The sequence below is a fragment of the Actinoallomurus spadix genome (assembly GCF_024055725.1).
Taxonomy (GTDB): domain Bacteria; phylum Actinomycetota; class Actinomycetes; order Streptosporangiales; family Streptosporangiaceae; genus Actinoallomurus; species Actinoallomurus spadix.
In genome coordinates this window covers 334,608-355,854 of record NZ_JAMXMX010000002.1, presented here as the reverse complement: position 1 = coordinate 355,854, position 21,247 = coordinate 334,608, and the positions used below count along the sequence as shown (strand labels likewise).

Annotated in this window: 20 protein-coding genes and 1 riboswitch; of the genes, 11 read left to right on the top strand and 9 right to left on the bottom strand. The window is 72.4% G+C overall.

Annotation, left to right across the window (positions count from 1 at the left end; translation table 11 throughout):
* Positions 1-400 precede the first annotated feature (400 nt).
* The 4 genes from groL to thrC form a co-directional block, all read right to left on the bottom strand.
* Positions 401-2,032: a chaperonin GroEL gene (groL, locus tag NE235_RS03715; RefSeq protein WP_252799337.1), complete on the bottom strand. Its 1,632-nt coding sequence runs from the start codon at positions 2,030-2,032 to the stop codon at positions 401-403.
* Between the two features lie 496 nt (positions 2,033-2,528).
* A complete protein-coding gene (locus NE235_RS03710; RefSeq protein WP_252799336.1) occupies positions 2,529-2,729 on the bottom strand; it encodes a cold-shock protein in 201 nt (66 codons plus the stop codon).
* A gap of 430 nt (positions 2,730-3,159) precedes the next feature.
* Positions 3,160-3,438: a MoaD/ThiS family protein gene (locus tag NE235_RS03705; RefSeq protein WP_252778086.1), complete on the bottom strand. Its 279-nt coding sequence runs from the start codon at positions 3,436-3,438 to the stop codon at positions 3,160-3,162.
* A complete protein-coding gene (gene thrC, locus NE235_RS03700; RefSeq protein ID WP_252799334.1) occupies positions 3,435-4,679 on the bottom strand; it encodes a threonine synthase in 1,245 nt (414 codons plus the stop codon). The genes NE235_RS03705 and thrC overlap by 4 nt, the downstream gene beginning before the upstream one ends.
* 15 nt (positions 4,680-4,694) lie before the next feature.
* Positions 4,695-4,860: riboswitch (SAM riboswitch) on the bottom strand.
* A gap of 298 nt (positions 4,861-5,158) precedes the next feature.
* Between thrC and NE235_RS03695 the strand changes: the two genes are divergently transcribed.
* The gene (locus NE235_RS03695) at positions 5,159-6,580 is read left to right on the top strand and encodes an alpha,alpha-trehalose-phosphate synthase (UDP-forming) (RefSeq protein ID WP_252799333.1); all 1,422 of its coding nucleotides are present in this window, start codon (positions 5,159-5,161) and stop codon (positions 6,578-6,580) included.
* Positions 6,581-6,694: 114 nt separating this feature from the next.
* Here the strand turns inward: NE235_RS03695 and NE235_RS03690 are convergent, their stop codons facing one another.
* On the bottom strand, positions 6,695-7,261 hold the full coding sequence (locus NE235_RS03690) for an RNA polymerase sigma factor (protein ID WP_252799331.1): 567 nt from the start codon (positions 7,259-7,261) through the stop codon (positions 6,695-6,697).
* Positions 7,262-7,309: 48 nt separating this feature from the next.
* Between NE235_RS03690 and NE235_RS03685 the strand changes: the two genes are divergently transcribed.
* Both NE235_RS03685 and NE235_RS03680 read left to right on the top strand, forming a co-directional pair.
* On the top strand, positions 7,310-9,133 hold the full coding sequence (locus NE235_RS03685; RefSeq protein ID WP_252799330.1) for a serine/threonine-protein kinase: 1,824 nt from the start codon (positions 7,310-7,312) through the stop codon (positions 9,131-9,133).
* Between the two features lie 44 nt (positions 9,134-9,177).
* Entirely contained in the window at positions 9,178-9,717 is a 540-nt protein-coding gene (locus tag NE235_RS03680) for a PadR family transcriptional regulator (RefSeq protein ID WP_252799327.1), read from the top strand.
* Positions 9,718-9,804: 87 nt separating this feature from the next.
* Here the strand turns inward: NE235_RS03680 and otsB are convergent, their stop codons facing one another.
* A complete protein-coding gene (otsB, locus tag NE235_RS03675) occupies positions 9,805-10,617 on the bottom strand; it encodes a trehalose-phosphatase (RefSeq protein ID WP_252799326.1) in 813 nt (270 codons plus the stop codon).
* Positions 10,618-10,728: 111 nt separating this feature from the next.
* A complete protein-coding gene (locus tag NE235_RS03670; RefSeq protein WP_252799324.1) occupies positions 10,729-11,034 on the bottom strand; it encodes a DUF3263 domain-containing protein in 306 nt (101 codons plus the stop codon).
* Between the two features lie 99 nt (positions 11,035-11,133).
* Between NE235_RS03670 and NE235_RS03665 the strand changes: the two genes are divergently transcribed.
* From NE235_RS03665 to NE235_RS03655, 3 genes are read left to right on the top strand one after another with little or no spacing between them, the layout of a single operon-like run.
* Positions 11,134-11,952, top strand: coding sequence for an SAM hydrolase/SAM-dependent halogenase family protein (locus NE235_RS03665; protein ID WP_252799323.1), 819 nt, complete (start codon positions 11,134-11,136; stop codon positions 11,950-11,952).
* A gap of 50 nt (positions 11,953-12,002) precedes the next feature.
* Entirely contained in the window at positions 12,003-13,220 is a 1,218-nt protein-coding gene (locus tag NE235_RS03660) for a hypothetical protein (protein WP_252799321.1), read from the top strand.
* A gap of 47 nt (positions 13,221-13,267) precedes the next feature.
* Positions 13,268-13,861, top strand: a complete 594-nt coding sequence (locus NE235_RS03655; RefSeq protein WP_252799319.1) for a MarR family winged helix-turn-helix transcriptional regulator — start codon at positions 13,268-13,270, stop codon at positions 13,859-13,861.
* A 26-nt stretch (positions 13,862-13,887) separates the two neighbouring features.
* Here the strand turns inward: NE235_RS03655 and NE235_RS03650 are convergent, their stop codons facing one another.
* Positions 13,888-14,163: an SHOCT domain-containing protein gene (locus NE235_RS03650; protein WP_252799317.1), complete on the bottom strand. Its 276-nt coding sequence runs from the start codon at positions 14,161-14,163 to the stop codon at positions 13,888-13,890.
* A gap of 466 nt (positions 14,164-14,629) precedes the next feature.
* Between NE235_RS03650 and mycP the strand changes: the two genes are divergently transcribed.
* Positions 14,630-16,873, top strand: coding sequence for a type VII secretion-associated serine protease mycosin (gene mycP / locus NE235_RS03645; RefSeq protein WP_252799315.1), 2,244 nt, complete (start codon positions 14,630-14,632; stop codon positions 16,871-16,873).
* 102 nt (positions 16,874-16,975) lie between these two features.
* Positions 16,976-17,767 carry a DUF4097 family beta strand repeat-containing protein gene (locus NE235_RS03640; RefSeq protein WP_252799313.1) on the top strand — a complete coding sequence of 264 codons (792 nt, stop codon included), beginning with the start codon at positions 16,976-16,978 and terminating at the stop codon, positions 17,765-17,767.
* Positions 17,768-17,843: 76 nt separating this feature from the next.
* On the opposite strand, the gene NE235_RS03635 is transcribed toward NE235_RS03640, so the two are convergent.
* Entirely contained in the window at positions 17,844-18,695 is an 852-nt protein-coding gene (locus NE235_RS03635; RefSeq protein WP_252799311.1) for a helix-turn-helix transcriptional regulator, read from the bottom strand.
* 142 nt (positions 18,696-18,837) lie between these two features.
* On the opposite strand from NE235_RS03635, the gene NE235_RS03630 reads away from it, so the two are divergent.
* From NE235_RS03630 to NE235_RS03620, 3 genes are all read left to right on the top strand, one after another.
* Positions 18,838-19,734 carry an NAD-dependent epimerase/dehydratase family protein gene (locus tag NE235_RS03630; protein WP_252799310.1) on the top strand — a complete coding sequence of 299 codons (897 nt, stop codon included), beginning with the start codon at positions 18,838-18,840 and terminating at the stop codon, positions 19,732-19,734.
* A gap of 85 nt (positions 19,735-19,819) precedes the next feature.
* On the top strand, positions 19,820-20,287 hold the full coding sequence (locus NE235_RS03625; RefSeq protein ID WP_252799308.1) for a luciferase domain-containing protein: 468 nt from the start codon (positions 19,820-19,822) through the stop codon (positions 20,285-20,287).
* Positions 20,288-20,627: 340 nt separating this feature from the next.
* Complete coding sequence (locus NE235_RS03620) at positions 20,628-21,239, top strand: inositol monophosphatase family protein (RefSeq protein ID WP_252799306.1); 612 nt, start codon at positions 20,628-20,630, stop codon at positions 21,237-21,239.
* The last annotated feature ends 8 nt before the right edge of the window (positions 21,240-21,247 follow it).

Sequence of the window (21,247 nt, the reverse complement as noted above, 5' to 3'; positions counted from 1 at the left end):
CTGAGCGGCCCTGCCGACGCAGTGCCCCGTACGCGCGAACCCGCGCGTACGGGCACTCTCGTCCGCGCGGGTCCACGGCGCGCGCACGGTCTCGGAATCGGAGTTACCCACCACCCATCAACGCTGAGGATGCTGGTCGCTCCAACCACGAAAACCCTCGGCAGTCATCGCCGCGCAGCTGCCCCATCACGATTCAAAGGAGCGTCCGCCGATGACCGGCTGCGACGCGCCTGACGACACTCACCGGCAAGGAAGAACGTATGAGCCCGTGGGCCGGCGGCGACCCGGCCGGCCTGCCGGCCGTGCTCACCGCCTGGTTCGGCCCCGACCCTCATGACGTAGGCGGGTATGCGAAAGGGGCGGTCCCGGTACTGCGGACCGCCCCTTGACGCGAGTGGACTCAGAAGTCCATGCCGCCCATGCCACCGGACGGGTCGCCGGCCGGAGCCTTCTCCTTCTCCGGCTTCTCGGCGATGACGGCCTCGGTGGTGAGGAACAGCGCCGCGATGGACGCGGCGTTCTGCAGCGCCGAGCGCGTCACCTTCGCCGGGTCGATGATGCCCGAGTCGAACATGTTGACGTACTCGCCGGTCGCGGCGTTCAGGCCGAAGCCCGGCTCGAGGTTGCGGACCTTCTCCGCCACCACGCCGCCCTCGAGGCCGGCGTTCACCGCGATCTGCTTCAGCGGCTCCTCCAGCGCACGGCGCACGATCTGCGCACCGGTCGCCTCGTCGCCCTCGAGGTCGGTCTTCTCGAACGCCTTGACGCTCGCCTGCAGCAGCGCGACGCCACCGCCGGGCACGATGCCCTCCTCGACGGCCGCCTTCGCGTTGCGAACGGCGTCCTCGATGCGGTGCTTGCGCTCCTTCAGCTCGACCTCGGTCGCCGCGCCGGCCTTGATGACGGCCACGCCGCCGGCCAGCTTGGCGAGACGCTCCTGGAGCTTCTCGCGGTCGTAGTCCGAGTCGGAGTTCTCGATCTCGGCGCGGATCTCGTTGACCCGGCCCGCGATGTCGTCGGGGTTGCCGGCGCCATCGATGACCGTGGTCTCGTCCTTCGTCACCACGATGCGCTTGGCCTGGCCGAGCATGTCCAGCGTGGTGTTCTCGAGCTTGAGGCCGATGTCCTCGCTGATGACCTGGCCACCGGTCAGGATCGCGATGTCCTGCAGCATGGCCTTGCGGCGGTCACCGAAGCCCGGGGCCTTGACGGCGACGGACTTGAAGACACCGCGGATCTTGTTGACGACCAGGGTGGCCAGGGCCTCGCCCTCGACGTCCTCGGCGATGAGGACCAGCGGCTTGCCGGCCTGCATGACCTGCTCCAGAACCGGCACCAGGTCCTTGTTCGCCGAGATCTTCGAGCTGACGATCAGGATGTACGGGTCGTCGAAGACGGCCTCCATACGCTCCGGGTCGGTCACGAAGTAGTGCGAGATGTAACCCTTGTCGAAGCGCATGCCCTCGGTCAGCTCGAGCTCCAGACCGAAGGTCTGGCTCTCCTCGACCGTGATGACGCCTTCCTTGCCGACCTTGTCCATCGCCTCGGCGATCATCTCGCCGATCGAGGTGTCGCCGGCGGAGATCGAGGCCGTGGAGGCGATCTGCTCCTTGGTCTCGACGTCCTTGGCGATCTGCGCGAGCTGCTCGCTGACGCGCTCCACCGCGGACTCGATGCCCCGCTTCAGGGACATCGGGTTGGCGCCGGCGGCCACGTTGCGCAGGCCCTCGCGGACCAGCGCCTGGGCCAGCACCGTCGCCGTCGTCGTGCCGTCACCGGCTACGTCGTCGGTCTTCTTGGCGACCTCTTTGACGAGCTCGGCGCCGATCTTCTCCCAAGGGTCCTCGAGCTCGATCTCCTTGGCGATGGAGACACCGTCGTTCGTGATCGTGGGGGCGCCCCACTTCTTCTCCAGAACGACGTTACGGCCCTTGGGACCGAGGGTCACCTTCACGGCGTCGGCAAGCTGGTTCATGCCGCGCTCGAGGCCGCGCCGCGCGTCCTCGTCGAACGCGATCATCTTTGCAGCCATAGGCTCCAGATCCTCCCGGAACGGGGTGGCTTTCACGCGGATCGAGTCGACGCCCGCGACGGACGACCTCCCCCGACGACGTCCATTCCGCCGCCGGATGCGAGGCCTCATCGCCTCGATCACTTGGTTGGCACTCTCAATACTAGAGTGCCAACCGCTTGTTTAGCACTCTCCCTTTGCGAGTGCAAGCGGAGTCATCCCTCACCAGGGTGAACATCTCCCCATGCCGCTCCGGAGAGGGGCATCGACCGAGGTGGGGAACGTCCTGCGGCGGACGGCCGCAGCGGCACACCGGACGACCGGCACCGCCTTCGGAGGCCGCGCAGCGGCGTACCAGGCGGCGGAGAGACGCACCGGGCGGCAGAGAGGCGCCGGGAGGGCCGGAGGGCCGGGGCACCGCAAGCGCCGGGACGGCCAGGGGTGCAGAGCGCCGGGGGCACCGGGACGGCCGGAGGCCCGGCGCCGCGAGCGCCGGGCCTCCGTCGGGCTATGGGACCTAGAGTGCCCGGACCGTGTCCGCCTGCGGGCCGCGGTCGCTCTGCGTGATCTCGAACTCGACCCGCTGCCCCTGCTCGAGGCTGCGGTAGCCATCCGCGACGATGGCCGAGTAGTGCACGAACACATCCTTGCCACCGTCGACCGCGATGAAGCCGTAGCCTTTGTCCGCGTTGAACCATTTGACGGTGCCTTGCGCCATTCCCAACAACTCCCACCAGGGCAATTCCCGTGACCATTGGCCACGGTCACTGATTCGAGCCCGCCGGACCAGTGCGGAACCCGTCGATCGCCCGCCGACTCTGCTGCGGCGGCCATCGCCGACCCTACACACGGCTACGGTCCGTGGAACAGCCCTCACCCCGAAAGTGCCGACGGCCGATGCTGGTCAAAAACCCAGCCGCTCCATCCGGAACTAACGACACATGTCCATAAATCCGTATAGAGGAGACACAATTCTCGATCAGGAAAGCGGAGGAGGCACGCCCGGCTCCGCCATTTCGACGGCCCCAACGCGCGATCCCCGGTGCTCACCGAGTCGGGTAACTCGGCGAGCACCGGGGATCGTGGCCGGGCTTGCGATCACGGGGCGTCACCCGCGCGGCCGGTGACCACGCGGTTCGCCCCGCGGGTCAGCCGCCGGCGACGGCCGGGATGATGGAGATCTGGGCGCCGTCCGGCGTCGGCGTGTCGAGGCCGTCGGCGAACCGCACGTCCTCCTCCCCCACGTACACGTTGACGAACCGGCGGATCTTGCCGTTGTCGTCGAGGATGCGCGCGGCGATGCCGGAGTAGTTGGCGTCCAGGTCGGCGACGACCTCGCGCACGGTCGACCCCGTCGCCTTCACCTCGGCCTCGCCGCCGGTGTAGCTGCGGAGGATCGTCGGGATGCGGACACTGATCGAGCTCACGCCAGACCTGCCTTTCGGAATGCCTCGAGGGTCGGGGCGATGTTCGCGGACGGCTTGGCGACCGGGGCCACCGCGTCCAGGGTCTTGAGACCATCGCCGGAGTTGATGAACACGGTCTCGGCGTCAGGGTCGAGCACGCCGGCCGACAGGAGCTTGCGCAGCGCGCCCAGCGTCACGCCGCCCGCAGTCTCGCCGAAGATGCCCTCGGTGCGGGCGAGCAGGCCGATGCTGTCGACGACCTCCTCGTCCGAGACGTCCTCGATGGCGCCTCCGGTGCGGCGCACGGCGTCGAGGACGTACGGCCCGTCGGCGGGGTTGCCGATCGCGAGGGACTTGGCGATGGTCGAGGGCTTGACGGGCTGCACGACGTCGTGGCCGGCCTTGAACGCGGCCGAGACGGGCGAGCAGCCGGTCGCCTGGGCACCGAAGATCTTGTACGGCCGGTCCTCGACCAGGCCGAGCCTGATGAACTCCTGGAACGCCTTGTCGATCTTCGTGAGCTGGGAGCCGGACGCGATCGGGATCACGATCTGCTCGGGCAGCCGCCAGCCGAGCTGCTCGGCGATCTCGTATCCGATGGTCTTGGAGCCCTCGGCGTAGTACGGCCGGACGTTCACGTTGACGAACGCCCAGTCCTCCTGCTCGCCGGCGAGTTCGGAGGCCAGCCGGTTGACGTCGTCGTAGTTGCCGTCGACCGTGACGAACGTCCCGCCGTACACCGCCGTCGTGATGATCTTCTGGCGTTCGAGGTCGGAGGGGACGAAGACCGCGCTGCGGATGCCGGCGCGCGCCGCCGCGGCCGCGACCGCGTTCGCGAGGTTGCCCGTGGACGGGCAGGCCAGCACCTTGAAGCCGAGCTCGCGGGCGGCGGCGAGCGCGACCGCGACCACGCGGTCCTTGAACGAGTGGGTGGGGTTGCCGCTGTCGTCCTTGACCCACAGCGACCGCAGGCCGAGCGACTCGGCGAGGTTGTCGGCGCGGACGAGGCGGGTGAAGCCGGGCTCGGTGTTGGGCGTGTCGGCGACGTTCGACGGGACCGGCAGCAGGCCGCGGTAGCGCCAGATGTTGCGCGGACCGGATTCGATCGTCTCGCGGGTCACGCCGGTGTGGTCGTAGGAGACCTCGAGGGGGCCGAAACACAGCTCACAGGCGTAGCGAGGACCCAGATCGTAGGTTTCTCCGCACTCACGGCACGTCAGTGCCGTCGCGGGGCCGAGGTTTCGGGCGGCGTTCTGCGACATGAAGCGAGGCCTCTCTCCTCATCTTTCCCGTGCCACCTTGGTCACGAGCCGGAGTTGGCACCTGTCCCGGGCGGCCTCGCTACGAGCGAGTTGCGGCGTGTCTTCGCACGCTGTGAACCGCATGTCCGGGAGGGTTGCCGGGGCTTCAACGGGCCGGTCCCTCCACCCCTCTGGATGAGCGTTATTAAGTTGTCTGAGGACTTGTATACGTGACTGACCGGTTCCCCGCCAAGCGCGTCTCAGGTCGCGAGACACCGGCGTCGCCGGCCCCGGGCCCGGCGACGCCCAGGTCACGGGAACACCTTCGCGGCCGGTTCCGGCCCGGTGGCGCGTCGTCGTGAAATCCCGCCGCGACCGGCTTTTCACGAGGTGACATGCCTCGATGATCCAGGTCGGGATCCTTTCGGGAGGCCGCCCGGATCACCCGACCACCGGGCCTTCTTGAGCCGCCGTTCACGTCGGCCGGTTACGCTCCCCACATGGGTGACTCGCAGGTCCTGGTCGCATCCAACCGCGGTCCCGTCTCGTTCGCGCTCGCCGACGACGGGACCCTCTCGGTCCGGCGCGGCGGCGGCGGCCTGGTCTCGGCCATGGCGGGCCTGGACGGGGACATCCTGTGGATCTGCGCGGCGCTCTCGGACGCCGACCGCGCGGCGACCCGACGGGCGGAGGACGGGCGGCTGGACGCCTACGGCGCCGGCGCCGTCCGCATGCTGGACATCCCGGCCGCCACCTTCCACCGCGCGTACAACTCCGTCGCCAACTCCACGCTGTGGTTCGTCCACCACATGCTGTACGACACTCCGAACGCCCCGCACTTCGACGCCCGCTCCCGCCGGGACTGGCAGTCCTACGAGGCGTACAACGCGGCGTTCGCCGACGCGCTGGCCCGTGACGCGCGGCCCGGCGCGAAGGTCGCGATCCAGGACTACCACCTGACGCTCGCCCCGGGCATGCTGCGTGACCGCCGCCCCGACCTGAAGATCGCGCACTTCTCGCACACGCCGTGGGCGCCGCCGGAGTACTACCGCCTGCTGCCCGACGACATCGGCCGCGAGGTGCTGGAGGGCGTCCTCGGCGCCGACCACGCCGGCTTCCACGCCGAACGCTGGGCCGACGCGTTCATGGACTGCTGCGCCGCCGTGCTGCAGGCGAAGGTCGACCGGGTCGCCCGTACGGTCACCCACGCGGGGCACGTCACCAGGATCGGCGTGCACGGTCTCGGGGTCGAGGGCGCGTCGCTGCGCGCCCGCGCCGCCGAAGCCGACGTGCGGGCCCGCAGGCAGGCGCTGCGCGAGCAGGTCGGCGACCGCAAGCTGATCGTGCGGATCGACCGCACCGAGCTGTCCAAGAACATCGTCCGGGGGCTCGCGGCCTACCGCGAGCTGCTGGCCAGGCATCCGGAGTGGCATGGCCGGGTCGTGCACCTGGCCTTCGCCTACCCGTCCCGGCACGACCTGCCGGAGTACCGCGAGTACACCGCCGCCGTGCAGCGGACGGCGGCCGAGATCTCCGACGAGTTCGGCGACAGCGGCTGGGAGCCGCTGATCCTGCAGGTCAACGACGACTATCCGCGCTCGCTGGCGGCGTACGGGCTGGCGGACGTCCTGCTCGTGAACCCCATCCGGGACGGCATGAACCTCGTGGCCAAGGAAGGTCCGGTGCTGTCCGAGGACGGCTGTGCCCTGGTGCTGTCCCGCGAGGCGGGGGCCGCCGCCGAGCTGGGGGCCGACGCGCTGATGATCAATCCGTTCGACGTGTCGCAGACGGCGCAGGCCCTGAACCAGGCGCTGCTCCTGCCGCGCCGCGAACGCGCCGAACGCTGCGCCCGGCTGACCGCCGCCGCGACGGCCCTGCCGCCGCAGCGCTGGTTCGCCGCGCAACTCGACGCCCTCGACTGACGGCGCCGGTGAGCCGGGCGGCTCACGGACCGGACGAGTGGCGACGGCGGCGGCCGATGCCGCAGGCGGTCCCCGTACCGTCCGGGACCGGAGCCGTACGGGCCCGGTCGGCGGTCAGGACTGGGCGGCCGACCCGTAGTCGTCGCCGAGCGCCTGGCGGAACTGCTTGCGCGCCTCGTGGATCCGTGACTTCACCGTGCCCAGGGGCAGGTTGAGCTGCTGGGCGATCTCGCTGTACTCCAGCTGGGACACGTCCCGCAGCACCAGCGCCTCGATGAGGTCGGGCTTGCGCCGCTCCAGGTCCTCCATCGCGTCCAGGATGTCCACCCGCGAGCCGGCGATGACGCTCGTACGGCGCGGGTCGGGACGCTGCTGCGGCAGCTCACCGGCCTGCTCCATCGAACGGCGCTTGAGCGAACGGTAGGTCGAACGCGCGGAGTTCGCGACGACGACGTGCAGCCAGGTGCTGAATCGCGAACGGCCCTCGAACCGTCCGATATTGCGCGCGACCTGCATGAGCGCGTCCTGACACGCTTCTTCGGCGTCCTGACGGCACGGCAGGAATCGGCCGCAATGGCGCAGAACATCCGGCTCGATCACTTTGAGCAGTTGATTCAACGCCGCGGTGTCGCCCTTGGCGGCCCGTGCCGCCAGTTCCTCGGTCCGCTCGTCGTACGCCATGACACTGCCTCGCCCTCGATATCGCCCGGCATTGGGCATGATACGGGGGTGTCCATACCTTCAACCGTCGGCCGTTACCGAATCGATCGTGTCCTCGGGGCCGGAGCATTCGCCTCCGTCTGGCTGGCCCGGGACGAACTGCTCGATGCCCCCGTGGCCGTGAAGGTGCTGGCCGGCGGACTCATCGACGACCTCGACGTGCGCAATCGCTTCCTGGAAGAGGCCAAGATTCTGCGCCGCGCCGATTCCGAACGCCTCGTCCGCGTGCACGACATCGGCGAACTCGAGGACGGACGGCCGTACTTCGTCATGTCCTACGCCGATGGCGGAACGCTCGAGGACCGGATGCGGAACCGGCGGCTCACGGTCGCCGAGGTGCTGCGGCTGGCCATCGAGATCGCCCACGGCGTCGAGGTGATCAACCGGCTGGGCGTCATCCACCGCGACCTGAAGCCGTCGAACATCCTGTTCCAGTCGACGACCGACGGCGGCGAACGCCTCCTCATCGCCGACCTCGGGCTCGCCAAGGCGCTCGCGCACGCCTCCGGGGCGTTCACGATGCCCGTCGGCACGCCGGGGTACATGTCCCCGGAGCAGGCGCGGTTCGGCGGCGGGCTCGACGTCCGCGCCGACGTGTACGGCCTGGGCGCGCTGACGTACCACCTGCTCACGGGGGATGCGCCGGGTCCGGCTCCGGTGCAGTCACCGCCGAGCGCGGCGCGGGGCGATCTGCCGCCGGCCGTCGACGAGATCGTGATGCGGGCGCTCGAGGGCGACCGGGAGCGCCGCTGGCCGTCGGCGGAGGCGTTCGCGGCCGCGCTGAGCGTTCCGCTGATGTCCGTCGCCGGCGACGCGACGGTCCGGGACGAACCCGGCAGCGACGCGACGATGCTGGACCCGGGAACCGGCGAGTGGGCTCCCGGCGGCTCGTACGGCGCGGGGCCGGTGGACCGGACCGGTGACGAGGGGTCGGGGCGGACCCTGCGGGTCTCCCCGGTCCCGGACGATCCGCCGGAACCGGGCGGCGGCGAGGACTCGCCGTCGAGCCGTACGCTCCGGGTCCCCCCGGTCGGCGACGACCCGGGCCCGGCCGCGTCCGACGCCCGCGGTCCGGCGCCGTACGACAACGCCCGCGACCGGACGATCCAGACGCCGCCCCCGGCGGAAGGCGGCAACGCCACCGTCGTCGACCTGCCCATCGAGCGGCCGTACGGCCCGGGCGGCGCCGGGGGCGACCGGCCCGCCGCGGGTCCCGGGGCGCGGCCCGGCGGGACGGGCGGCGGGTCGCCGGGAGGGCCGAGCCGCAAACGGCTGGTGGTCATCGCCGGGCTCGCCGCGGTGCTGGTCGTCGGAGGCGGTGGCGCGTACGCGATCGGGAAGCTCACCGGGGGCTCCTCGTCGAAGACCAAGCCCGGGGACGGCCTCGTCACCGTGAGCGACGTGGCGGGCCGGCTCAGCATCCGCGTCCCACCGTCCTGGGTGCTGCAGAGGCAGCACACCACCTGGCCGGTCGCCGTCGCGGACCGCGCGAAGGCGCCCGCGCTGCGCGCGACCCCCGACTACGGCCAGTTCGTCAAGGACGACGTTCCGACACCGGGCGTCTTCGCCGGGCTCACCCACGACCTGAACGTCACCCTGCCGCCCCGCACCCTGGGCAGCCACCGGGCCAAGTGCACGCCGGGCGCTCCGCAGGCGTACCACCACGGCACGCTCGCCGGGCAGATCACCCCCTGGCACTGCGGCACGATCACCATCAACGAGACCGGGCTGCGGGACACGAAGGGGAAGTACGCGATGTGGGTCCGCGTGAAGATCACCGGCTCGCCCGACCTCACCCGGAAGATCCTCGACAGCATCCAGGTCAAGGGCTGACCCGCCGTACGATATATCGTTCGACATATCGGCGGAGAGAGGCCATGCGCAGAGGATCAACGCACCGTGAGGAGCGCGCGGCGTTCGGCGACTGGGGGCCGGGCTTCGGCCCGCGTGGCCGGGGCGGACGCGGCGGGCGCCGTACGAAGCGCGGCAACGTACGGGCCGCGATCCTCGCGCTGCTGGCCGAGCGCCCGATGCACGGCTACGAGATGATCCAGGAGCTGGAGAACCGCACCGGCGGGCTCTGGCGGCCCAGCCCCGGCTCGGTCTACCCGACGCTGCAGCTCCTGGAGGACGAAGGGCTCATCTCCGGGCGGGAGTCGTCCGGCAAGCGGCTGTTCGCGCTGACGGACGCCGGGCGCGCCGAGACCGAGGCCGCCGCCGGGCGGACACCGCCGTGGGCGGAGATCACCGAGGACGCCGGCGAGGCCGCCACCCACCTCCACTCCGCGATGGGCCGGCTGATGATGGCCCTCCGGCAGGTCATGCACGCCGGCAACGAGGAGCAGCGCGAGCGCGCCCTCGACGTCATCAACGACGCCCGACGCCGTCTGTACGGCATCCTCGCCGAGGACGACTGACCGACCCCGCGAGCGCGGCCGACCCCGCGAGCGCGGCCGACCTCGGCGAGCGCGGCCGGGGAGCGCGCGCCTCCCGGGAGGCGCGCGTCAGCCCAGGTCGTCGGCGAGGCGCTCGATGAGGCCGACCACGCCCGGCGGGCCGTCGACGACGACGTCCGCGCGCTCGGCCAGCGCGGTCACCTCGTCCGACGAACTGCAGACCTTCACGCCGGGCGTGCCCTCCTTGCGCAGCGCGTCGATCGCGTCGTACGCCGCGAGGTCGCCGAGGTCGTCCCCGGCGAACAGGACCGCCGACGCGCCGCGCTCGGCGGCCAGCGCGCGCAGCGCCGCGCCCTTGTCCATGCCGGGCGGGCGGAGTTCGAGCACGAAACGGCCCGGCTCGACCGCGAGGCCGGTGCGCTCGGCCAGGGCCTCGATGAGGCTCCGCAGGCGTTCGAGGGCGACCTGCGGCTCAGCGGCCCGGCGGGTGTGCACCGCGAGCGCGAGTCCCTTGTCCTCGACCGCGACGCCCTCGGGGGCGTTCGCCAGGATCCGCGGGAGCTTCGCGCGGACCTCCGCGACGCCCGGCGGCGGCTCCGGCACGTCCAGCACGCCGTTCTCCCAGCGTTCGCGGCCGTACTGGCCGAGGACGACGAGGCCGTCGAGGTCGGCGAACCCGCCGGCCTCGACGGCGGTCGCGGCGGGACGGCCGGTGATGACCACGACCGTGCCGACGAGCGGCGCCAGGCGGCGCAGCGCCGGGACGACGCCCGGATGCGCCCGCGCGGCGGCGGGGTCGTCGACGATCGGCGACAGCGTCCCGTCGAAGTCGAAGCCGATGAGCGCCTCCCGCGGGCGGTCGCGGATCGCGGCCAGCCCCTCGGCTCCGGCGTCCGTCCGGGCCTCCGGCTCAACGCTCATCGGTCGTCCCTCTCCTTCGCCGCGCGGACGCCCGTCACGGGCCGGCCGTCCACGGGAGGCGGCCGGGCACCGGCTCGCCCGCCGGGAAGGATGCGCGCCGTGCCGGGCGGGTCAGGTTCGGATACCGAGCCTACGCGCCGCCCGCTGGCGCTGACGGGCGGATCGCTGACGCCGCAGCCGCTTCACCAGCATCGGGTCGTACTCCAGCGCCTCGGGACGCTCGATCAAGCGGCCCAGGATCTGGTAGTAGCGGGTCGAGGACATGTCGAACAACTCCCGGATCGCCTGCTCCTTGGCGCCTGGGTGCTTCCACCACTGTCGTTCGAAGTCGAGGATCTCGCGGTCGCGGTCGGTCAGGCGGCCGTCGTCTTCCTTCTTCTTGTCAGGGCCATCGCCCCGGGCGTTCGCCGGTTGCATCAGGTCCCCTCTGTACGGGTCGGGGGGCTGTCATGCTACGCGTGATCGTCGACTTGTTCGCGGTGTTCTCCGGGTAAGGCCTCGACGTAGTCTGCAAACGTGGCCTCCATCGACTGCGTATCGCTGCTGACCGACTACGGGCTGGAGGACGGGTTCGTGGCGGCCTGTCACGGGGTGATCGCGCGGATCGCCCCGAGCGCCCGGGTCATCGACATCAGCCACCTCGTCCCGCCCGCCGACGTCCGGCGCGGGGCCGCCATCCTCGCCCAGACGGTGCCGTACCTCCCGGAGGGCGTACACGTCGCGGTCGTCGACCCCGGTGTCGGCACGACCCGGCGGGCGGTCGCGGTGGCCGCCGGCGGCCGGATCTTCGTCGGGCCGGACAACGGCGTGCTGTCCTGGTGCGTCCCCGACGGCGGCGCGCGCGCCTTCGAGCTGACCAACCGGGACCTGTGGCTCGCGCCCACGTCGGCGACGTTCCACGGCCGCGACATCTTCGCCCCGGTGGCGGCGCACCTGGCGGCGGGCCTGGACATCACGGCCGTCGGGACGGAGTTCGACGCCGCCGACCTCGTGACGCTGCCCCGGCCGACCCGCAGAGTGCAGGAGGGCACGGTCGACGGCGAGGTGCTGACCGTCGACCGGTTCGGGAACGTGCAACTCTCCGTGACCGCCGAGGACCTGCGCCGGATCGGCGCCGTCACGGGCGTTCCCCTGAGCTTCATCCTCGGGCGCCGGAGTATCACCGTGCCGTTCCGCGAGACGTTCGGCGCCGTGCCTCCCGGCGAACTGGTCGCCTTCGTCGACTCGGCCGGCTGCCTCGCGCTCGCCGTGAACGCCGGAAACGCGGCGCAACGCCTCGGCCTGCCACCGGGAGCGCACGTCCGCGTCGGGACGGCGCTCACCTCGACGCACTGAACCCCAAGGAAACGTCAAGTCCGCAGGTCCGGATGCGGCATGATCTCCCCATGGGTTTTTCGCGTTCCGACTGGCGCCTGATCGTCATCACCCTGGTGGCATCCGTGGCGGCCGGTGTCACGCACTACGGCAAGATCGGCGGCACCGTCGTTCCGTTCGTCGTCGCGGCGATCGCACTCGCCCTCCTGGCGAGCCTGGTCGGGCGCAGCGTCGAGAACCTCGCCGACCGGCTCGGCGCCGGGGCCACCGGCGTCGTCCAGAGCGCGCTGGGCAACCTCCCCGAGTTGTTCGTCGTACTCTTCGCGCTGCAGAAGAAGCTGTACGACGTGGCCACGGCCACCATCGTCGGCAGCATCCTCGCCAACGTCCTGCTCGTCCTCGGCCTGGCGTTCCTGCTCGGCGGCATCAAGCACGGGCCGCAGAAGTTCGGCGGTGACGCCGCCCGGACCCTGTCGGTGCTGCTGGTCCTGTCGGTCGCGGCGCTGCTGGTGCCCTCCCTCACCGCGGCGCTCGGCTCCCATGCGACGAAGGCGGCCCTGCACGAGCGCAATCTCTCGGTCGTGGTGTCGATCCTGCTGCTCTGCCTGTTCGCCGCGTCGCTGCCCAGCTCGATCAAACGGCAGCAGGCCGAGGGAGGACACGGCACGGCCGGGGAGCCGGCGAAGGCCGCCGCCCTGAGCTCCGGCGCGGAGGGCACCGTCGCCACGGACTCCGGCGAACGCCCCGCCGAGCCCACCGCGAAGACCGGAACGGACGCGGAGAAGGCCGGAGCGGGCGCGGCGAAGGGTGCGGAGTCCGCGCACGGGCCCCGTTGGCCGCTGGCCGTCGCCCTCGCCATGCTGGCGATCACCGGGGTCGGCGCGGCGCTGGTGTCGGACTGGTTCGTGGCCGCGCTCGAACCCGCGATGGACTCCCTGGGCATCTCCCAGGCGTTCGCCGGCCTCGTCATCGTGGCGATCGCCGGGAACGCCGTCGAGAACGTCGTCGGCATCCAGCTCGCTCTCAAGAACCAGTCCGACTTCGCGCTGTCGGTCATCCTGCAGAGCCCGCTGCAGATCGCCCTGGTCGTCGCGCCCGCCCTCGTCCTGCTCTCCCCGCTGGTCGGAGCGTCCTTCACCCTCGTCCTGTCACCGCTCCTCATCGCGGTGCTCATCATGGCCGTGGTGATCACCGTGCTCGTCGTTCTCGACGGCGAGTCGAACTGGCTCGAGGGCGCGACCCTGATCGTGCTGTACGGAATCATCGCCACGGCGTTCTGGTGGGGATGACCCCGCAGGATGCGGGTGATCGGGACAGGCTCAATTACTGTGACGATGTGGGTACCGAAATCGACCCGAGCGTCGCGGAGATCGAGCAGGCCGCATTCCAGCTCCGCAGGCTCTGGGCCAAGCCGCAGCTCCTACGGCGGCTGCGCGAGAACTGCGAACACGGACGGGGCATCCAGCTGTCCAACCTGATGGTCATCTACGCGGTCGCCAAGCAGGGCGACGACCGCGGTGACGTCACCGTCGGCGCCGTCGCCGAACGCCTCGAGATCGACCCATCGACCGCCAGCCGGCTCGTCGGCCACGCCATCGACGCCGGCTTCGTGTCCCGCCAGGCGTCACCGGTCGACGCCCGGCGCGCCCACCTGCAGCTGACCGACGCCGGGCGCCGCATCCAGGACAAGGCCGACGAGTTCCGCCGGCACTTCATCGGCCGGCTCGTCGCCGACTGGACCCCGGCCGAACGCGCCGAGTTCGCCCGCCTCCTCCGGCGGTTCAGCGAGGCGGCGGCCGGCGCGTCCATCGACGAGGCCGAGGCCGGCCGGCTCTTGGAGGCGGCGGCGCCGGCCACCGACCATGCCCGGGAGACCTCCCCGGAGGTCACCCGGCACTGCGAGAGCGGCCCGGAACTCGCCGGGCCCTGACCTAGGGGCCGACCGGCGGGCACCCCCTAGGCGCGCAGGACGGCCAGCCGCTCCCGGTAATCCTCCTCGTCGATCTCGCCGCGCGCGTACCGCTCGGCGAGCACGGACTCCGCGCTCGTCGGTGCCTTCGCGCTGCGGCGCCACAGCAGGTAGCCGCCTCCGCCGATGACGAGCAGCCAGAACAGACCGAACGCGAGAGGGATCACCGGCCACCAGCCGGGGCCGTCCGCGTGCTGCCACGGACCGTGGTGCCAGGGACCGGGCTGCCAGGGACCGTGCGTGGGGAGGTTCGTCGTTTCCATGCCCCGATCGTGCGCCCGGGCCACCCGCCGGGTCGTCATACGACGGGAGGCTTCGGGCGTACGCCCGGTGGCGCAGACGGAACCGGGCCGGAATCCCGGCTGGCCACCAGGGAAGGGCGCGCGGCGCACCACGCGCGGCCAGGAGAGCGCCGGCCCGGCACTCGTACCGCCCTGAAACCGTACCCGGAGCGATCAGCTCCCTCGTTCCCGGCCCTGGAGCGGTGAGCGCCCCGGTTCGAAGCGGGGAGCTCCCTCGTTCGCGGGCCCGAAGCGGTGAGCGCCCTCATTCGGAGCGGCGAGCGCCCTCATTCCCCGGCCGGACGGGTGGAACGCCTCCCTTCGCCGTGACTGTACGTGACGGCCTCGGCCCTCAGCGCTCCGAAGGTGGTCGCTCATGGGAGCGCTCCGCCAGCCCTCCGTGGCAGAATGTCGCCCGCCGCCGATACCGGGGAGGAAACCGGTGCCCGTGTCCGAGCCCCGCCGCGCCTTTCCTCGCCTCGTCTCCGCGCTCCTGGCCGGTGCCGCGGTCGCGGTGCTGTCCGTCCCGGCCGCCCAGTCCGCCGTGCCGAACCGGCCGCTCCGTCCACCCGCCCGCGCGGCGACCGCCGACCTGTACCGCGGCCAGCAGTGGACCCTGGGCGCCCTGCACCTCTCCCGCGCCTGGAGGTACTCCCGCGGCGACGGCGTGACGGTCGCCGTGCTCGACACCGGCGTCGACGGGCACCAGCCGGACCTCACCGGGCGCGTGGTCGACGGCCCCGACTTCACCGGCCACGCGCGCAGGCCGGGCAACCGGTACTGGGGGCGGCACGGCACCGAGATGGCCAGCCTGATCGCCGGCCACGGTCACGGCGCCAGCGGCAACGCGGGCATCATGGGAGTCGCGCCGGAGGCGAAGGTCCTGTCCATCAGGGTCACCTGGGAGCTGGGCGACCCGATGCGGAACGACCACGCGCAGGTGGCGCGCTCCCGTGACGCCATCGCCCGTGGCATCCGGTACGCCACCGACCACGGCGCGCAGGTCATCAACATGTCCCTCGGCGGCGGCAAGCTGTTCTATAACGGCAACCCCCTGGAGGAGTCGGCGATCAAGTACGCCCTGGACAAGGGCGTCGTCCTCGTCGCGTCCTCCGGCAACGACGGCGCCACCGGGAACCGCCGCAACTATCCGGCCGCATATCCCGGCGTGATCGCCGTGGGCGCGGTCGACCGCGCGTTCAGGCCGGCCAAGTTCACGAACCGCCACACGTACGTCTCGGTCGCGGCGCCGGGCGTCGAGATCGTCAGCGCCGACGTGGCGGGCCACGGCTACGTCCTGGGCACGGGCACCAGTTCGTCGGCCGCGCTCGTCGCCGGCGTCAGCGCCCTCGTCAAGGCCCGCTATCCGCGCCTCTCGGCGGCCGAGGTCAAGCAGGCGCTCGAACAGGGCACGACCCACCGCCCGCCCGACGGCCGGAGCACCGCGGTCGGCACCGGCGTGGCCGACGCCCTGGGCGCGCTGCGCGCGGCGGCGCGCATCAACAAGGCCGAACACGGCGGCGCGAGCGTCAAGCAGCCGCAGTCCTCCTCCACCGCGCCGGACGCCACCGGGTCCCGGCCGGGAGGCGGCCCCGACCTCATGCTCGTCGCCGTCCTCAGCGGCGGCGGAACACTCCTCGTGCTCAGCCTGATCCTGGGCTGGCGGCAACGCCGCCGGCGGCTCGCCCTGGCCGACGCGGATGACGAGGACCTCGCCGCGCCGGTCGCCGCCTCACCGGCGGCCGGCGACGATCCCCGGCGGCCGCGCCCGCCCCGGCGTACCCCCCGGCAGAGCGGACCGCCGGGCCCGTCCCCCTGGGAGCCCCGGCCCTCCGGGACACCGTCCCCCTTCGAGCCCAGGCCCTCCGGAACGCCCTCCCCTTTCGAACCGCGACCGTCCGGAACGCCCTCCCCCTTCGAACCCCGGCCGTCCGGAACGCCTTCCTCCTTCGAGCCCGGACCACCCGGGGCCGCGTCGTTCGGGGAGCCCCGCTCGCGCCGTCCGTCGTCGTCCTGGGCCCCCCGGACGGCCGAGACGCCGTCGTCCTGGGACCCCCGCTCGCGCGAACCGTCGTCATCCGAGGAGCCGCTGCCACCGGGCCTCGCGCCGGAACCGCCGTTCTCCGGTACGGGCGCCCCCGCGACGGGCACACCGGCGGCGCCCCCGCGCACCGAGCCCTTCTCCGCCACGGGCGTGCCCCCGGGGGCGGCCGGCGGTCCCCCCTCCGGCCCGTCGTCCTTCACGCCACCCGCTGAGCCGGGGCCACCCGCGCAGCCGGCACCCACCCGGCCATCGCCCGCGCAGCCGCCACCCGCGCAGCCGTACGGCGCCTCGGACGAGCCGTCCCCCGCCGCACCCGTACACCCGCCGTCCGGGCCGGAGCGGCAGCCGCTCTGGACACCGCCCGGAGAGCGCGGTGACGAGGTCGCGCCGGGCGGCCGGTCCCCGGAGGTGCCGGACGCCCTGAGCGCGGATCCGCTCGGCGACGCGCCGATCGACTCGTCCGCCGACGTCGGCACGCCGCTCGCGGACGAGAGCTGGGAGAGCATCCGCCGCGGTTTCGACCGGCTGAAGGAGGACACCCGCACCTCGGGGTCGTCCCTGTTCGGAGGCTGGTCGACCTCGTTGGGTCTGTCGGAGGACAGTGCGGACCCGCCGCCCGCCGAGCCCGGGGGCGGCTCCCCGACCTGACCCTGGGGCTGGCCCCACCACCGTGAGGCCTGCGAACCCCATGGGCGGCCATGGGCGTTCCGGATAGCGTGCTGGGCAGTCCGACGGGGAGGGAGTACGTTCGTGCGCAAAGTGGGTCTGGTCCTGCCCCTGCTCGCCCTTCTCGGCCTCTCCGGGTGCGGCTTCGGCGTGCACTTCGGCGACTACAAGAACGAACTCACCTCCGACACCACCGTGAACGGTCCGGTGAAGGTCGTGGACATCCACGCGGACGACGGCCGGTTGACCATCCGGCCGGGTGGCCCCGAGGTGCGGATCCACCGGGTCGTCCACTATCAGGACCGCACGCCGCATCCCGGTCAGCGGCTCGACTCCGCCGGGCGCCTGACGTTCACCCGGGACTGCTCCCGGTGCAGCGTCGACTACGAGCTCACGGTTCCCGCCTCCGTCACCGTCCGGGCCCGCGCCGACAGCGGCCGGATCGACGTCACCGGCGTCGCGGCCGCCGACGCGAGCAGTGACTCGGGTTCGGTCACGGTCCGCTCGGTCAAGGGCGCGGTTCAGGTCCACAGCGACTCGGGCCGTGTCACCGTGGACGGCGTCGGCGGCCCTCTCGTCCTCACGACCGACTCGGGGTCGATTCACGCCACCCGGCTGGCCGCGGCGGCCGTACGGGCGCGTTCGGACTCCGGGCGCGTCGAGCTGGCCTTCGCCGCCGCCCCCACCGAGGTGAACGCGACGACCGGCTCGTCCTCACTGCGCGTGATGGTCCCCGGCGGCCCGTACAACGTGGACGCCGACACCGACACCGGCGGTAAGCACGTCGCCGGGGTTCCGCACGACCCGAGGTCCCCGCGGAGGCTCTACCTGCGCACCGACTCGGGCCGCCTCACCGCCGAGCGCACGACTCCCTGAGCGCGACCGCCCGAGCGCGGCTCCCCGAGCGCGGCTCCCCGGGCGTGACTGCCCGAGCGCGCTCACGGCGTGCGGCTCAGGTGGGCACGTCCATCCGCTGGACGCCGATCACCTTGAGGAACTGCAGGTTCCGGTAGGACGGGGAACCCGGCTCGGCGGTGAAGATCACCAGCTGCTGGTCGGCGTCCGGGACGGTGAGGATGTCGAAGTCCAGCTCGATCGGGCCCACCTGGGGATGCTCGAAGACCTGCCGGGAATGGTGCTCGATGCGGAGCTCCTGGGAGTTCCAGAGGCGGGCGAACTCCGCGCTGCCGGCCAGGAGTTCGGCGATGAGCGACCGCAGCTCGGCGTTGTCCGGATAGTGGGTGGTGGCGACCCGCAGGTAACTGACGGCGGTGGTCACCAGGCGCCGGTGGTCGGTGATCCCGTAGGTGGCGCGGTCCCGGTCGGGGTGCAGGAAGAGGCGGCGCAGGATGTTGCGGTCGCCTCCCCGCAGCGCCGAGAAGTCCTCGAACAGGGCGGCGGCGAGCGGGTTCCACGCGAGCACCCGGCAGGTGTCGTCCACCACCAGCGCGGGTGCGTCGGTGAGGCGGTCCAGCAGGGTGGCGGTGGCGGGGGCGACCTCCCGCGACGGCAACCGGCCCGGTTGCTCCTCCCGTTCGCCGGCCAGCGAGAAGAGGTGGGCCCGCTCCTGGTCGGACAGCCGCAGCGCACGGGCGATGCCCCGGAGCACCTGGGCCGACGGATGCCGCCCCCGGGCCTGCTCCAGGCGGCTGTAGTGGTCCGTGGAGATGTGCGCGAGCTGCGCGACCTCCTCCCGCCGCAGCCCCGGCGTGCGGCGCCGCGGCCCACGCGGCAGCCCCACGTCCTCCGGCCGGATCTGCTCTCGCCTGCTCCGGAGGAAGGCCGCCAGCGCGTGCTTGTCCATGGCCCTACGGTACGGCCCTCGCCGCGGTCCGCTCGGTGTTCAGCCACGGACCGATGGTCCCTGGCTGCGCCGGCGCCGGCGGCCGACGCTGGTCGCCGTGGCCGCCGACCGGCGGCCGCCGTCTACCACGAGGGACATGACCATGCGGATCTTTCTGACGGGCGCGAGCGGTTATCTCGGCGGTGTGCTCACCGAGCACTTCATCGCGGTGGGCCATCACGTGAGCGCGCTGGCCCGGTCACAGGCGGCGCGGGACCGTGTGACGGGCCTGGGCGCCGAGGCGGTTTCGGGCGACCTCGCGGACACGGCGGCCCTCCGCCTCGCCGCCGAGCGGGCGGACGCCGTCGTCCACGCGGCGGCGGACCTCGCCGACTTCGCGGCCATGAGCGAGCTGGAGGGGCCCGCGCTGGCGGCGATGCTCGACGGGCTGCGGCCGGGGAGCCCGTTCATCTACACCAGCACCGGCATGGTCTATCGGGACACCCAGGGGGTGACGGTCGACGAGGACACCCCGGTGGACCCCGAAAGCGCCCCGCAGCCGTTCAAGGTGCTGGGCGAGCGGCAGGTACTGGCCGCCGAGGGGCCGGCGGTGACGGTGATCCGGGCCGGGCTGATCTACGGGCGGAACGGGTCCGGGCTGCTCCAGGGCCTGATCGCGGGCGGCCGGGCGCAGGGGGTCGTGACGTACATCGGCGACGGCGCCAACGAGTGGAGCTCGGTACACGTCGACGACCTCGCCCGGCTGTACGTCGCCGCCCTGGCCCAGGCCGAGCGGCGTCTGATCGTCAACGCCGCGGCCCGGGAGCGCACCCCGATGCGGCGGATCGTCGAGGCGGTGGCCGACGTCGCCGGCGCCCGCCCGGTGTCGATCACCCTCGAACAGGCGCAGCAGACCTTCGGGCCCTTCGCCGGACTGCTGACCCGGTCGTCGCCGATGGACCCGTCGCGCGCCGAACGAGTCCTCGGCTGGAAGCCGGTCGAACCCGGCATCCTCGACGAGCTGCGCACCGGGTCCTACGCGGCCGCCCGCTCCGCCTGAGCCCGGCCCGCCCCTTCCCGACATAGGTGCCACATGTGTCACAACCCTTCCGAAAACAGGGTCGGAGGGTGAACCATAGGTTTCCATGCGGGGAAGAAAGATTCCGGCGGCGTCCTACGCCGACCGCGCGATGGCGCAGGTGGCCTCATGGCCGGGCGTACGCCGAGGGCGCGCCGCCTGTGGCCTGGGCACGGCGCTGAAGGTCGACGGCCGCCAGCTCGCCCATGTACACGCCGACGGCTGTGCGGAGTTGCGGTTGACCTGGCCGGTCATCGGGCGTCTCCGCCGCCCCCTCCTGGAGTCGGGGCGTGTGCAGCTGGCCCCCGGCGGCGACTGGATCCGCGTACGGCTCGACAGCGACGGCGACGTCGACCTGTTCGCCTCCCTGGCCAGCGTGGCCATCAAGGCGAACACCTCCGGAGAACGGCGGAGGGACCGCGCGGCGGCCTGCATGACGCTGGCCCGCGCGGAGGTCGACGGCGCCGTGCTGGCCGGCCGCCCGGCCGCCGTCCCGGACGACCTCCGCGAGCCCCGCCTCCGCCGCGCGCGGTGACAGCTCGACTCCGGAGACCGCCCAGTCGATCACGCAGCTGATCCGCGCCGTCGTCCGCGACCAGGGCGTCACCGCCGTGGTCGCCACTCACGACCCCCTCCTGGTCCGCCACACCGATCGCGTCATCGAACTCCACGATGGCGCCGTACGCTGACCGCCCGCCGCGTCGACCCCTGAGCTTGACGTCGCCATCGACGGCACAGAGGGCGCGAACCGTACGGAGCGTCGCTGACGCGCATCGACAAGGGCGCGGGCGACTTCGCCACGGCCGCGGACGTCGAGGCGGAGAAGGCCATCCTCGACGTCATTCGCACCGCTCGGCCCGACGACGCCGTGCTGGGTGAGGAGATCCGACGCAACGGGTCCGGACGACGCGGCGCGCGTGTGGCTGGTCGATCCGCTGTGCGGCACGCTGAACTACGCCGCGCGGAACATGCTGGTCGCGGGGAACGTCGCGCTGTGCGTGGGCTCCGACGTCACGGCCGCGGCCGCCGCCGACCCGCTCGCCGGCGAGGTGTTCTGGACGGACGGCGCTCACGCGTTCGTCCGCCGCGACGACACCGACGAGCCGCTCCAGCCCTCGCCCGACTCGCGGCTGGTGGACGTCAACCTCGATCAGCCGTTCCCGAACGCACCGCACTTCCGCGCCGTCCGGCTGCTCGCCGAGGCGGGCTTCGCCGAGCGATTCCGCCCCCGCGTCGTCTCCACCACCCTGGCGGTGGCCTGGGTGGCCGCCGGGCGGCGGGCCGCCTATGTCACCGACGGCCATCTGCGGGACAGCGTGCATTTCGCCGCCGGAATCGCGTTGTGCCAGGCGGCCGGCTGCGTCGTGACCGGCATTCACGGTCAGCCACCGCACACCGGCCCGGGCGGACTCCTCGTGGCGGCCGACCAGAAGACCCACGCGACACTGCTGGACCTCATCCGGGAGCAGTTCCCACCCGATCGGTAGCCCGCGCC